The 13,738-nt window shown below is 71.0% G+C and carries 12 protein-coding genes; 5 read left to right on the top strand and 7 right to left on the bottom strand.

Annotated features, from left to right (window positions below; genetic code table 11):
• Positions 1-2 precede the first annotated feature (2 nt).
• A complete protein-coding gene (locus tag OHS82_RS20970; RefSeq protein ID WP_328434291.1) occupies positions 3-1,499 on the top strand; it encodes a dihydrolipoamide acetyltransferase family protein in 1,497 nt (498 codons plus the stop codon).
• A gap of 89 nt (positions 1,500-1,588) precedes the next feature.
• On the opposite strand, the gene OHS82_RS20965 is transcribed toward OHS82_RS20970, so the two are convergent.
• Together OHS82_RS20965 and OHS82_RS20960 are read right to left on the bottom strand one after the other, a co-directional pair.
• A complete protein-coding gene (locus OHS82_RS20965) occupies positions 1,589-2,836 on the bottom strand; it encodes an MFS transporter (protein ID WP_057578045.1) in 1,248 nt (415 codons plus the stop codon).
• 62 nt (positions 2,837-2,898) lie between these two features.
• On the bottom strand, positions 2,899-3,582 hold the full coding sequence (locus OHS82_RS20960) for a GntR family transcriptional regulator (protein ID WP_057578183.1): 684 nt from the start codon (positions 3,580-3,582) through the stop codon (positions 2,899-2,901).
• Between the two features lie 232 nt (positions 3,583-3,814).
• Here OHS82_RS20960 and OHS82_RS20955 point away from each other — a divergent pair, with 232 nt between their 5' ends.
• Positions 3,815-4,717 (top strand): D-alanyl-D-alanine carboxypeptidase family protein, encoded by a 903-nt coding sequence (locus tag OHS82_RS20955; protein ID WP_057578044.1) that lies wholly within the window; start codon positions 3,815-3,817, stop codon positions 4,715-4,717.
• 93 nt (positions 4,718-4,810) lie between these two features.
• On the opposite strand, the gene OHS82_RS20950 is transcribed toward OHS82_RS20955, so the two are convergent.
• Complete coding sequence (locus OHS82_RS20950; RefSeq protein ID WP_057578043.1) at positions 4,811-5,635, bottom strand: maleylpyruvate isomerase family mycothiol-dependent enzyme; 825 nt, start codon at positions 5,633-5,635, stop codon at positions 4,811-4,813.
• A 194-nt stretch (positions 5,636-5,829) separates the two neighbouring features.
• On the opposite strand from OHS82_RS20950, the gene OHS82_RS20945 reads away from it, so the two are divergent.
• Positions 5,830-6,648 carry a carbon-nitrogen family hydrolase gene (locus OHS82_RS20945; RefSeq protein WP_057578042.1) on the top strand — a complete coding sequence of 273 codons (819 nt, stop codon included), beginning with the start codon at positions 5,830-5,832 and terminating at the stop codon, positions 6,646-6,648.
• Between the two features lie 48 nt (positions 6,649-6,696).
• Here the strand turns inward: OHS82_RS20945 and OHS82_RS20940 are convergent, their stop codons facing one another.
• The gene (locus OHS82_RS20940; RefSeq protein WP_057578041.1) at positions 6,697-7,194 is read right to left on the bottom strand and encodes an LURP-one-related/scramblase family protein; all 498 of its coding nucleotides are present in this window, start codon (positions 7,192-7,194) and stop codon (positions 6,697-6,699) included.
• Positions 7,195-7,332: 138 nt separating this feature from the next.
• Between OHS82_RS20940 and OHS82_RS20935 the strand changes: the two genes are divergently transcribed.
• Positions 7,333-9,174, top strand: a complete 1,842-nt coding sequence (locus tag OHS82_RS20935) for an NHL domain-containing thioredoxin family protein (RefSeq protein WP_328434290.1) — start codon at positions 7,333-7,335, stop codon at positions 9,172-9,174.
• Positions 9,175-9,228: 54 nt separating this feature from the next.
• Here the strand turns inward: OHS82_RS20935 and OHS82_RS20930 are convergent, their stop codons facing one another.
• From OHS82_RS20930 to OHS82_RS20920, 3 genes are all read right to left on the bottom strand, one after another.
• Positions 9,229-9,480 (bottom strand): DUF6458 family protein, encoded by a 252-nt coding sequence (locus OHS82_RS20930; protein WP_057578039.1) that lies wholly within the window; start codon positions 9,478-9,480, stop codon positions 9,229-9,231.
• A 106-nt stretch (positions 9,481-9,586) separates the two neighbouring features.
• A complete protein-coding gene (locus OHS82_RS20925) occupies positions 9,587-10,909 on the bottom strand; it encodes a M18 family aminopeptidase (RefSeq protein ID WP_057578038.1) in 1,323 nt (440 codons plus the stop codon).
• Between the two features lie 295 nt (positions 10,910-11,204).
• On the bottom strand, positions 11,205-13,031 hold the full coding sequence (locus tag OHS82_RS20920; protein WP_057578036.1) for an acyl-CoA dehydrogenase: 1,827 nt from the start codon (positions 13,029-13,031) through the stop codon (positions 11,205-11,207).
• A gap of 189 nt (positions 13,032-13,220) precedes the next feature.
• On the opposite strand from OHS82_RS20920, the gene OHS82_RS20915 reads away from it, so the two are divergent.
• Complete coding sequence (locus OHS82_RS20915) at positions 13,221-13,703, top strand: SseB family protein (protein WP_057578035.1); 483 nt, start codon at positions 13,221-13,223, stop codon at positions 13,701-13,703.
• The last annotated feature ends 35 nt before the right edge of the window (positions 13,704-13,738 follow it).

Here is a 13,738-nt window from a genome sequence, read left to right as displayed (position 1 = left end):
TCGTGACGACGATGACGGAAGCGTCCGTACGCGAGTTCAAGATGCCCGACGTGGGTGAGGGGCTCACCGAGGCCGAGATCCTCAAGTGGTACGTCCAGCCCGGCGACACGGTGACGGACGGGCAGGTGGTGTGCGAGGTCGAGACGGCCAAGGCCGCCGTGGAACTGCCCATCCCCTACGACGGGGTGGTGCGCGAGCTGCGCTTCCCCGAGGGCGCCACGGTCGACGTGGGCATGTCGATCATCGCGGTCGACGTGGCGGGCGGGTCCGGCGGCGCCGCCCCGGCTGCCGCCCCGGCTGCCGTCCCGGTCGCCGAGGTGCCCGCGCAGGCCGCCGTGCAGACGCCCGCCGCCCCGCAGAAGCAACCCGAGGCGCAGCAGGCGCCGAAGCCGGTCGGCTCGGGCCGTCAGCCGGTGCTCGTCGGGTACGGCGTGGCCGCGTCCTCCACCAAGCGCCGTCCGCGCAAGGGTCCGGAGATCACGGTCGCACGGGTCCCGGACACGCTCCAGGCCGAGCTGAACGGCCACGGCGCGGCGCCGGCCCCGAAGGAGCGACCGCTGGCCAAGCCGCCGGTCCGCAAGCTCGCCAAGGACCTGGGCGTCGACCTCGCCACGGTGGTCCCGTCCGGCCCGGACGGCGTCATCACCCGCGAGGACGTCCACGCCGCGGCAGCACCGGCGGCTCCCGTGGCACCGGTCGCACCGGCGGCCGGGCCCGCGTCGCCGCAGCCGCAGACGCAGGCTGCGGTCACCGCCACCGCGCCGACGACGGCCGTGCCCGCGCCGTCGTACGACACGGCTCGCGAGACCCGGGTCCCGGTCAAGGGCGTCCGCAAGGCGACGGCGGCGGCGATGGTCGGCTCGGCGTTCACCGCGCCGCACGTCACGGAGTTCGTGACGATCGACGTGACGCGCACGCTGAAGCTCGTCGAGGAGCTCAAGCAGGACAAGGACCTGCACGGCCTCAGGGTCAACCCGCTCCTCCTCATCGCCAAGGCCCTGCTGGTCGCCATCAGGCGCAACCCGGAGATCAACGCCTCGTGGGACGAGGCGGCGCAGGAGATCGTGGTCAAGCACTACGTCAACCTGGGCATCGCTGCCGCCACGCCGCGGGGGCTGCTGGTCCCCAACATCAAGGACGCCCACGCCAAGACCCTGCCGCAGCTGGCGGAGTCGCTGGGCGAGCTGGTGTCGACGGCGCGGGAGGGGAAGACGTCCCCCGCCGCCATGCAGGGCGGCACGGTGACCATCACCAACGTCGGCGTCTTCGGCATCGACACCGGCACGCCGATCCTGAACCCCGGCGAGTCCGCGATCCTCGCGGTCGGCGCGATCAGGCTCCAGCCGTGGGTCCACAAGGGCAAGGTGAAGCCCCGCCAGGTCACGACGCTGGCGCTCAGCTTCGACCACCGCCTGGTCGACGGCGAACTGGGCTCCAAGGTGCTGGCCGACCTGGCGGCGATCCTGGAGCAGCCGAAGAAACTGATCACCTGGGGCTGAGCGGCAGGGCCTCGACGCGCGGAGCCGCGTCCCGGACACCCGGGGCGCGGCTCCCCGCGCGAGAGGCCGCAAGGGCGGCCGAGCCGTCCTCAGGCCGGCACGTGCACCGTCTCCACCCGGCTCGCCACCAGCCGTTCCCGCTCCCGCCGGTGCGCCCGCCCGCGCAGCCGCAGGATCTGACTGACGCCCAGGGCCTGCAGGACGAAGACGAAGGAGAAGGCGATCCGGTAGTCGTCGCCTGTCGCGTCCAGCAGCACGCCGACCGCGAAGAGCGTCGTCATCGAGGCCACGAAACCGCCCATGTTCGTGATGCCGGACGCGGTGCCCTGCCGCTCGGGCGGGTTCGCCGGGCGGGCGAAGTCGAAGCCGAGCATCGACGCGGGGCCGCACGCGCCGAGCACCGCGCAGAGCACGACGAGCAGCCACATCGGCGCCCGGTCGCCCGGGTAGGCCAGCGTGCTCGCCCACATCAGCGCCGTCGCGCCCACCGTGCCCAGGGCGAGCGGCAGGCGCGCCCCGTGATGCCGGGCGACGATCTGCCCGTACACCAGGCCGACGACCATGTTGGACAGGACCACCAGCGTGAGGAGTTCGCCGGCCGTCGCCCGTGACAGCCCCTGTGCCTGGACCAGGAACGGCAGGCCCCACAGCAGCAGGAACACCATCGCAGGGAACTGGGTGGTGAAGTGCACCCACAGGCCGAGGCGGGTGCCCGGCTCGCGCCAGGACGCGGCGATCTGACGGCGGACGTACGCGGCGCCCCGGTGCGGGAAGGGCTCCGGCTCGTGGCCCTCGGGGTGGTCCTTCAGGAAGAGCAGCAGGAGCACCAGGACCACCGCACCCGCCAGCGCGCTGCCCGCGAAGGCCGCCGTCCAGCCGACGCCGTGCAGGAGCCGTGCCAGCACCAGGGTGGAGACGAGGTTGCCCGCCATGCCCACCAGGCCGGCGAGCTGCGCGACCATCGGTCCGCGGCGCGCCGGGAACCACCTGCTGCCCAGCCGCAGCACGCTGATGAACGTCATCGCGTCCCCGCAGCCGAGCAGCGCGCGCGAGGCGAGGGCCGTGCCGTAGGAGGGGGAGAAGGCGAAGCCGACCTGGCCGGCCGTGAACAGCACGGTGCCGATGGCCAGCACCTTCCGCGTGCCGAGCCGGTCGACCAGCAGGCCCACCGGTATCTGCATGCCCGCGTACACGAGGAGCTGGAGGATCGAGAAGGTGGACAGGGCCGAGGCGTTCACCTGGAAGCGGTCGGCGGCGTCGAGGCCTGCCACCCCCAGGGACGTGCGGAAGATGACGGCGACGAAGTAGACCGAGACGCCGATCCCCCAGACGGCCATCGCGCGCCGTCCACCGGGAGGGTCACCCGGAAGAGTGGAGTTCGGGCCGCGGGCCGCGGTGCTCATCGGACCTCCCCGCGGGCCAGGTGGGAGAACCAGCCGATGTGCCGGTGCACGATCCGCACGGCCGCGTCGGCGTCGCCGGAGCGCAGTGCCCGGAGCAGCTCCTCGTGCTCGGCGAGGGACTTGGCGATCCGGTCCGGGTGGGAGTGCAGCACGGCGACGCCCATCCGCAGCTGGCGGTCCCGGAGTTGGTCGTACAGCCGCGACAGGATCTCGTTGCCGCCGCTGCGGACGATCTCGGCGTGGAAACAGCGGTCCGTCACGGCGGCCGCGGCCAGGTCGCCCGCCGCCGTCTGCTCCCGCTGCCTCTCGACCAGTTCTTCCAGGCGCGCGATCAGTGCGGCCGGCGCGGGCACCGCCTTGCGCGCCGCGTGCTCCTCCACCAGCAGCCGGGTCTCCACCACGTCCGCGATCTCCTGCGCGGAGACCGGTAGGACCAGGGCCCCCTTCTTCGGGTAGAGCTTGATCAGCCCCTCCACCTCCAGACGCAGCAGCGCCTCCCGTACGGGAGTGCGCGAGACGCCCACGGACTCGGCGAGCTCTCCCTCGGTGAGCAGGGCTCCGCCCTGGTAACGGCGGTCCAGGACACCCTGTTTGACGTGGGCGTACACGCGGTCGGCGGCGGGCGGCTGCTTGACGGGAGCGGGGACGGGGAGGGCGGCGGGCGGAGCGGCGGACTGCATGCCCACAGGATAGATACAACACGTACGCAACGAGGGGCGGGTCCAGGATGCGGACCCGCGCACACGGCCGGTCGCCAGGGTCCGGGTAAGGAATGGATCAAGTAATCGGAAATTCTGCCCGGCGGGCGCACAACTTTGTGTGCTACTTACGTGTCACACATGTGCGGCCCATCTCTTTCCCCTTGAACTTGGCCGCACCGCAGGGGCATTCGACGTAATCGGGGTATTTCAGTTGATAACCGCCATCAAGGGCATTCGAGTCCGCAGGGCCGCTGCCGTTGCCGTCACCGCCGGCGCAGTGCTCGCGACCGGAGCCCTCACCGCGGCACCCGCGCAGGCTGTCGCCACGCCCACGATCGCCGCCAAGACCGGCTTCGTGATGAACAACGCGAACGGCGCGACGCTCTACAACAAGGGCATGGACACCAAGCTGTCCACCGGCTCCACCACGAAGATCATGACGGCCAACGTCGTGCTGTCGCAGCCGAACCTGAACCTGGACGCCAAGGTCGTCATCCAGAAGGCGTACAGCGACTACATCGTCGCGAACACCGCGTCCTCCGCCCGCCTGATCGTGGGCGACAAGGTGACGGTCCGCCAGCTGCTCTACGGGCTGATGCTGCCGTCCGGCTGTGACGCCGCGTACGCGCTGGCCGACAAGTTCGGCACGGGCACGACGCGCGCCGCCCGCGTGAAGAGCTTCATCGCCAAGATGAACAGCAAGGCGAAGACGCTCGGCATGACGAAGACGCACTTCGACTCGTTCGACGGCATCGGCAGCGGGGCGAACTACTCGACCGCCAAGGACCTGACGAAGCTCGCCAGCAACTCGCTGAAGAACGGCAACTTCCGCGCGGTCGTCAAGACCAAGTCGTACACCGCCAAGACGATCACCAAGACCGGTTCCGTCCGCACCATGGGCGCCTGGACCAACACCAACACGCTGCTGAGCAGCTACAGCGGCGCCATCGGCGTGAAGACGGGCTCCGGCCCGGAGGCGAAGTACTGCCTCGTCTTCGCCGCCACCCGGGGCGGCAAGACCGTCGTGGGCACGGTGCTGGCCTCCACCAGCGTCACGGTGCGCGCGACCGACGCGACGAAGCTGCTGAACTACGGCTTCGCCCGGCTCGGCTGACCTCCGGTCAACCACTGAGCACGGAGAACGGGCCCGTCGTGACGATCACGACGGGCCCGTTCTCGTCGGGTCCCGCACCCGGCCGGCGCCGGTCTACCGGGTGACCGCGAAGTTCCGCAGGATGGCCGCCGTCAGCTCCGGCTCCCCCTCCGCCTTCACCCGGTCGGCGACGGCGTCCGCCGACACCCGGCCGCAGGCCAGACGGACGAACGTCTCCCAGTCGAGGGTGAACGCGGCGGCGGGGCCGAGCGCGGGCGCCGTCTCCAGGGTGCCGCGCCCCTGGATGTCGACGCGGATGGTGCGCAGGAACTCGATCGGGCCGTGCACGTCGAAGACGACCGCGGAACTGCGCGGGGCGTCGGCCTTCTCGGCGACGACCGCCGGGAGTTCGGCCAGCAGCGCGTCGCGGGCGATGTGCGCGCCGGGGGAGTCGAGGTTGCCGGGCCGGCCGAGGGCGGTGCGCAGATCCTGCTCGTGCACCCAGACGTTGAACGCGTGGAGCCGCATCGACTCCTCGAGCGTGAGCTCGGTGCCGAGCGGACCGCGCACCGTCGTGTGGGGCTGGCGCATCTCGTTGCGCAGCTGCCGGTTGCGGCGGATGACCGTGTACTCCAGCTCGGACGTCATCTCCGGCGCCGTGTGGTGACGGCGGACGTCGACCTGCATCTCCATGTAGCGCTGGAGGTCGTTGGTGACGTGGAACAGGTCGCGCGGGAGGGTGTGGATCGGGCGCGGGTCGCCGTACATCTCGCAGTCCAGCCCGATGACGTGCGACACGATGTCGCGGACCGACCAGCCCGGGCACGGCGTCCGGCGGTTCCAGTCCGCCTCCACCAGAGGCTGCACCAGCTCGGATATCGCTTCGATGGAGTGGGTCCAGGCGTCGGCGTAGGGCTGGAGGGTGGGATGCAGACTCACGGAAACGGGACCCCTCGGCGGTCGGTACTCGGGTGGGCTGTGGCGGCGTTGCCAGCGGGAGGTGGCGGGTGTCGGCAGGTGTCGGCGGGTCTCTACGGAACGCTAAGTTACGCTGCTGTGAGGCACCCCGGCAGTGCTTTCGTGTGACGATCGTAGGCCCGTGTGGACTACTCGAATGCCAGGACGGTGGTAGTGTGCGCGCCTCTCTCCTCCAGATCGCCGTAGATGAGGACGAATCGGTCGAAGCGCGACGGTTGCGGGCCGCCGCGCTGGTAAGAGAACAGGCCGCGGCCGACCTCGTGGTGCTGCCTGAGCTGTGGACGACCGGCGCGTTCGCCTACGAGCGGTTCGCCGACGAGGCCGAGCCGTTGAACGGCCCGACGTTCGAGGCGATGGCGAAGGCGGCGAGCGACGCGGGCGTGTGGCTGCACGCGGGCTCGATCCCGGAACGGGCGCCGGCCGCGACCGGCTCCGCCGGGGACGAGGGGCCCCTCTACAACACGTCGCTCGTCTTCTCCCCCTCCGGTGAGCTGGCCGCCGCCTACCGCAAGATCCACCGCTTCGGCTTCGACAAGGGCGAGGCCGTGCTGATGAGCGCGGGCGAGGACCCGGTGACGGTCCGCCTCCCCGAGACGACCGTGGGCGTCGCCACCTGTTACGACCTCCGTTTCCCCGAACTGTTCCGCGCGCTCGTGGACGCCGGCGCGGAGACCCTCGTCCTCTCCGCGGGCTGGCCGGAGCGCCGGCGGGCGCACTGGACGCTGCTGGCCCGGGCGCGGGCGGTCGAGAACCAGGCGTTCGTGCTCGCCTGTGGAACGGCCGGGACGCACGCCGGAGTCCTGCAGGCGGGTCACTCGGTCGTGGTCGACCCGTGGGGTGAGGTGCTGGCCGAGGCGGGCCCCGGCGAGGAGGTCCTGACCGTCGAGTTCGACCCGGCCGCCGTCCCCACGACCCGCGAACTGTTCCCGGCCCTCAAGGACCGCGTCCTCGGCCTGCGCACCCCTACCCGCTGACCCGCCCGGTTGACCGGTTGACCGCCTGACCGGCTGACCGGCTGATTCTCAGTCGTCGTGCCGCTCCTTGTCGGCGAGGTGGATCACGCACACCGCCACCGCGATCAGCAGCGCCGGGTCCGCGTCCTCGCGCACGACGTCGACGCCGTACGTCTCGCGGACGTGCAGCCAACGCCGTGACACGACGGCCAGGAGTTCGCCGTCGTACTCGACCGCGAACTCCCGGTCGAGGATCTTGCCGCTGACGTCGAGCTCGGTGCGGCCGTCCGCCAGCGCCACCCGGTAGTGGTTGCGCAGCAGCGACAGCCGCTTGCGCCGGATCGTGGCCAGCGGTTCGCCGTCCCGCTCGATCACCATGGTGTCCCGCAGGGCGAACATCTTCTGGTGGATGTCGATCAGGATCCGCCCGCGGGTGTCCTTCAGCTCGAAGGTGTCCCGCAGCCGCATCGCCTTGCCGTCGACGAGGTAGACCTTTTCGCCGCGGTCGTCCTCGATCCAGTAGTCGTCTCCGAGCCCGAGCAGCCGGTCACGCACGAGAAATCTCATACCGTTACCGCTTCCCCGGTCCGGCGGGACCTTCCCGGCCCGGGCGGGAAAAGCCGCGAGGAATGACCCGACTGCGGCGGCGACCGGCGGAAAGGGGGCCGGGGCGTGACTGTCGGTGGCCGGTGGCACCCTTGAGGCATGACCGACTCCTCACCGGCCCCGGCCCCCCGTCGCCTCCGTGTCCGTGCCCCCGAGCTGATCGGCAAGGGCGGCTGGCTGAACACGGGCGGGCGGCAGTACACCCTCGCCGAACTGCGCGGACGCATCGTCGTTCTCGATTTCTGGACGTTCTGCTGTGTGAACTGTCTGCATGTTCTGGACGAGTTGCGGGAGTTGGAGGAGAAGCACCGGGACACGGTGGTCGTGGTCGGTGTGCACTCGCCGAAGTTCGTGCACGAGGCCGAGCACCAGGCGGTCGTCGACGCCGTCGAGCGGTACGGCGTCGAGCATCCGGTGCTCGACGACCCCGAGCTCGCGACCTGGAAGCAGTACGCGGTCCGTGCGTGGCCGACGCTCGTCGTGATCGACCCGGAGGGGTACGTCGTCGCGCAGCACGCCGGCGAGGGGCATGTGCACGCCATCGAGCGGCTGGTGGCGGAGCTGGAGGCCGAGCACGCGGCGAAGGGCACGCTGCGGCGCGGGGACGGGCCGTACGTGGCGCCGGAGCCCGAGCCGACCGCCCTGCGCTTCCCGGGCAAGGCTCTGGTGTTGCCCGGCGGGAACATCCTGGTCAGCGACACCACGCGGCACCAGCTCGTGGAGCTCGCGGAGGACGGGGAGACGGTGGTGCGCCGGATCGGGTCCGGTGCGCGCGGCCTCGCCGACGGCACGGCGTCGAACGCCGCCTTCAACGAGCCTCAGGGCCTCGCCCTGCTCGACGACTCCGCCGTGGTCGTCGCCGACACCGTCAACCACGCCCTGCGCCGGCTCGACCTGGACTCGGGGGCCGTGACGACCCTCGCCGGGACCGGCAGGCAGTGGTGGCAGGGGTCGCCGACGTCCGGCCCCGCGCGTGAGGTCGACCTCTCCTCGCCGTGGGACGTGGCGCTGTTCGGCGGCCGGGTGTGGATCGCCATGGCCGGTGTGCACCAGCTGTGGGCGTACGACCCGGCCGACGGCACGGTGGGCGTCGTGGCGGGCACGACCAACGAGGGGCTCGTCGACGGACCGGGAGCCGAGGCCTGGTTCGCCCAGCCGTCGGGTCTCGCCGCCGCGCCGGGCGGGGAGCGGCTGTGGGTCGCCGACTCCGAGACGTCGGCGCTGCGCTGGGTGGACCGGGCGGGCGTCGTGCACACGGCCGTCGGCACCGGGCTGTTCGACTTCGGGCACCGCGACGGCGCGGCAGACCAGGCGCTGCTCCAGCATCCGCTGGGCGTCACCGTCCTGCCCGACGGCTCGGTCGCCGTCAGCGACACCTACAACCACGCCCTGCGCCGCTACGACCCGGCGACGGGCGAGGTCAGCACGCTGGCGACGGATCTGAGGGAGCCGAGCGACGCCGTCCTGGCCGGCGAGGACATCGTGGTCGTCGAGTCGGCCCGGCACCGGCTGACCCGGCTGCGGCTGCCGGAGGAGGCCGTCACGGTGGACGCGGTGGCCCACCGCACCCGGCGAGCGGCGACCGAGGTCGCACCGGGCCCGCTGCGTCTGGACGTGATCTTCCAGGCGCCGGCCGGTCAGAAGCTGGACACGCGATACGGTCCGTCGACGCGGCTGCTGGTCTCCGCCACCCCGCCCGAGCTGCTGGTGAAGGGCGAGGGCGCGGGCACGGACCTGACCCGCGCGCTGGAACTCGATCCCGCGGTGCCCGAAGGGGTCCTGCACGTGTCCGCGATGGCGGCCTCGTGCGACGACGACCCGGCCAACGAGTACCCGGCCTGCCATGTCCACCAGCAGGACTGGGGGGTCCCGGTCCGCCTCACCGAGGGTGCGGCGGACCGGCTGCCGCTGGTTCTCGCCGGTCTGGACCCGCAGGCCTGACCTGCGGCCCTGCGGCCCGGCCGGGGTCACGGTCGCCGGTCACGGCGGCCGCGGTCAGGCGCCGTAGCCGTCGCTGTAGCCGTCGCGGTGGTGGTGCCGCTCGGTCTCGACCACCGTGGTCGAGGCGGGAGGCACCATCACACGGCGGCGCCGGGCGATGCTGCTGAAGGTCGTCACGCCGATCAGGCCGACGATCATCAGGATCACGCCGACCAGGTCGAGGTTGACGCCCTGCATGTCCCAGTCGGTCGCGAACGTGAGGATGGCTCCCACGGCGATGAGGATGATGCATCCGCCGAGGCCCATGGTGTTGCCTCCTGTCCGGTGTACCGGCCGTTCCGGTCCACCACCGGAATCCGGGTACCCGGACGGTCGACTCCCATGCGTCGGGGGCGCGTTCGCCGACCGGCCGCTATCCCCGCAGGAACGCCGTGAGCGCGTTGGCCAGCAGGTACGGGTCGGCGTCGCCGCACAACTCCCGTGCGCTGTGCATCGACAGGATGGCCACGCCGATGTCGACGGTGCGGATGCCGTGCCGGGCCGCGGTGATGGGGCCGATGGTCGTGCCGCACGGCATGGAGTTGTTGGAGACGAAGTTCTGGAACGGCACGCCCGCCTTCTCGCAGGCCGCGGCGAACACGGCCCGTCCGGTGCCGTCCGTCGCATAGCGGTTGTTGACGTTGACCTTGAGGATCGGCCCGCCGTTGACCCGCGGGTGGTGCGTCGGGTCGTGCCGCTCCGCGTAGTTGGGGTGCACGGCGTGCCCGGTGTCGGAGGAGAGACAGACGGTGCCCGCGAAGGCTCTCGCCCGGTCCTCGTACGAGCCTCCGCGCGCGAAGACCGAACGTTCCAGCACGCTGCCGAGCAGCGGGCCGTCCGCGCCGGTGTCGGACTGCGAGCCGTTCTCCTCGTGGTCGAAGGCGGCCAGCACCGGGATGTACGGGGGCTGCGCGCCGCCCGTCGCCACGGCGGCCAGCGCCGCGGTGCCGGCGTGCACGGACAGCAGGTTGTCCATGCGCGGGCCGGCCACCAGCTCCTGGTCGCGGCCCAGGTAGGCGGGCGGCTCCACGGAGTGCGCCATCAGGTCCCAGCCGGTGACCTGGCCCGGGGTCAGCCCGGCCTCCTCCTCCACGAAGGCGATCAGGTCGCCGTCGCGCACGTCGCCGCCGAGGCCCCAGACGGGCTGGAGGTGACGCTGCTTGTCGAGCTTGAGGCCGTCGGCGTTCACCGACCGGTCGAGGTGGATGGCGAGTTGGGGGACGCGCAACAGCGGGCGGCCGATGTCGACGAGGCGCGTCGTGCCGTCCCGCAGGGTCAGCCGGCCCGCGAGGCCGAGGTCGCGGTCGAGCCAGGAGTTGAGCAGCGGGCCGCCGTAGATCTCCACGGCCACCTGCCGCCAGCCCTGCGTGCCGGTGTCGGGCAGCGGCTTGACGCGCAGGTTCGGGGAGTCGGTGTGCGCGCCGATGATCCGGAACGGCGTGTGCGGCGCCGCCCCCTCGGGCACGTACCAGGCCACGATCGCGCCCCCGCGCAGCACATACCGGCCGCCGCTGCCGGAGGCGGAGACGCCGTGCGTCTCGGCGTCCCAGGCGTCCGTCTCCGAGACCTGGCGGAATCCGGCCTTCTCGAGCCGCTCGGCCGCGTTCGCCACGGCGTGATACGGCGACGGGCTCGCCGTCAGATACGTCATGAGGTCGTCGGTGTGGCCGCGGTCGAAGCGGGAGGGTTCGCTCATGGTGTTCACCTTAACGACGTACGAGGGCCCGCTCCCGGGGATGGGAGCGGGCCCTCGTGAGGACCGTGTGGAGTGCTGCGCGGTTGTCCTGGTGAGTCCTGGTGAGTCCGATTGCGTCCTGGGACGGACCCGGAGCGGTGGCCCCGGAGAGGACCCGGAGAGGACCCGGAACGTGGCCTTCGGGGCGTCCCGGAGCGTGACCCCGAAGGCGCCCCCGACCACGGCCTTGACCACGGCCCGGAGCGCGTCCCGGAGGTGACCGGAACGCGTCCCCGGGGTGGGTCCGGAGGGCGTTCTAGAACGCGGCCTCGTCCAGCTCCATCAGGTCCAGCTCGACGTCGGCGGCGATCTTGCGGGCCAGGGTGACGCCGGGCAGGACGTTGGCCGCGAAGAACTTCGCCGCCGCGATCTTGCCGGTGTAGAACGGCCGGTCCTTGGCGGAGGCCGTCTCCAGCTTCTCGGCGGCGATCGCCGCGCCCTTGAGGAGCAGGTAGCCGACGATCACGTCACCGGAGGCGAGCAGCAGGCGGGTGGTGTTGAGGCCCACCTTGTAGATGTTCTTGACGTCCTGCTCGGTGGCCGCGAGGTCGGTCAGCATCAGGCCGACGATGGCCTCGAGCTCGACGGCCGCCTTGGCCAGGTGCTCGCGGGCGCCGGCCAGCTGCTCGCCGCCGGTGCCGAGCGCGAGGAACTTCTTGATGTCCTCGGCGAGGGAGTTCAGCGCCGCGCCCTGGTTGCGGACGATCTTCCGGAAGAAGAAGTCCTGGCCCTGGATCGCGGTGGTGCCCTCGTAGAGGGTGTCGATCTTGGCGTCGCGGATGTACTGCTCGATCGGGTACTCCTGGAGGAACCCGGAGCCGCCGAAGGTCTGCAGCGACTGGGCGAGCTGCTCGTAGCCCTTCTCGGAGCCGTAGCCCTTGACGATCGGCAGGAGCAGGTCGTTGAGCGCGTGCTCCGTCTTCGCGTCCTCGCCGTTCGCCTCCTTCACGGCGATCGCGTCCTGGATCGAGGCCGTGTAGAGGACGAGGGCGCGCATGCCCTCCGCGTACGCCTTCTGCGTGATCAGCGCGCGGCGCACGTCGGGGTGGTGGGTGATGGTGACCTTGGGCGCGGCCTTGTCCATGAAGTTCGCCAGGTCGGGACCCTGGACGCGCTCCTTGGCGTACTCGAGCGCGTTGAGGTAGCCGGTGGAGAGCGTGGAGATCGCCTTCGTGCCGACCATCATGCGGGCGAACTCGATGATGCGGAACATCTGGCGGATGCCGTCGTGCTTGTCGCCGATCAGCCAGCCCTTGGCGGGGTGCCGGTCGCCGAAGGTCATCTCGCAGGTGTTGGACGCCTTGAGGCCCATCTTGTGCTCGACGTTCGTGGCGTAGACGCCGTTGCGCTCGCCCAGCTCGCCGGTCTCGAAGTCGAAGAGCGTCTTCGGGACCATGAACAGGGACAGGCCCTTGGTGCCGGGGCCGGCGCCCTCGGGGCGGGCGAGGACGTAGTGGATGATGTTCTCCGACATGTCGTGCTCGCCGGACGTGATGAAGCGCTTGACGCCCTCGATGTGCCAGGAGCCGTCCTCCTGCTGCACGGCCTTGGTGCGGCCGGCGCCCACGTCGGAACCCGCGTCGGGCTCGGTGAGGACCATCGTCGAGCCCCACTGCTTCTCGACGGCGATCTGCGCGATCTTCTTCTGGACGTCGTTGCCCTCGTCGAAGAGGATGCCCGCGAAGGCCGGGCCGGAGGAGTACATCCAGACGGCCGGGTTCGCGCCGAGGATCAGCTCCGCGAAGCCCCAGATCAGGGACGGCGGGGCGGTGGTGCCGCCGATCTCCTCGGGCAGACCGAGCCGCCAGTACTCGGAGTCCATGAAGGCCTGGTAGCTCTTCTTGAAGGAGGCCGGGACCGGCGCGGTGTTGGTCTCCGGGTCGAAGACCGGGGGGTTGCGGTCGGCGTCCGTGAACGACTCCGCCAGCTCGTTCTCCGAGAGGCGGGTGAGCTCCTCGAGGATGCTCTTCGCGGTCTCGGTGTCCAACTCCTCGAACGGGCCGGTGCCGTACAGCTTGTCGCGCCCGAGCACCTCGAAGAGGTTGAACTCGATGTCGCGAAGATTCGACTTGTAGTGCCCCATGGCGACGGCTCCCGGAATCCGTTGGAGAGATGGGCGAGGCACTGGATCCTCGCGCTGATTCACATACCGACAAGTAGCAAGTACCTACGATGATGCTACCCGCCGGTAATAAGTTGCAACCCCCGCCGGCCAAGTGTGAGAAGGGTCTACCTGGCTCCGCCGTCGGCGCGCCTCGGTACTCTTGCGCTCATGTACGGATACGGCCAGCCCATGGACGGCGGTGCTGCGCAGCAGCAGTACGCGTCGCCGCAGCAGCAGATGCCCGGCGGCCATGGCGGGTACGGCCAGCAGCCGCCCCTCTATCCGGAGCCGTCCCCGCCGTCCCTCGCGGACGCGGTGCGCGCGTTCACCACGGGGCAGCTGGCCGCGGAGGACTTCCAGCAGGTCTTCGCCACCTCCAAGGTCTACTGCCCGCGCGGCGACAATCCCGGCTTCCTCGCCCTGCACAACACCCAGCAGCCGGTGATCCCGATGTTCACCAGTCTCAAGGAGCTGCGCCGGTACGCGGGCAAGGAGTCCAAGTACTTCGTGATCACCGGCGCCGAGGTGATCGACCTGCTGCCCACCGGCTACGGCTTCGTCCTCGACATGGAGGGCGAGCACCGGATGGTGTTCGACGCAAAGGCCGTGGAGCAGATGGTCGAGTTCGCGATGCGTCGGATGTACGGCTGAGACGGATCACCCGTGCGGTGCGGCCCGGAGGGAAT

Origin of the sequence: Streptomyces sp. NBC_00425 (assembly GCF_036030735.1) — a bacterium.
Lineage (GTDB): Bacteria > Actinomycetota > Actinomycetes > Streptomycetales > Streptomycetaceae > Streptomyces.
This window is presented reverse-complemented; position numbering and strand designations above follow the sequence as displayed.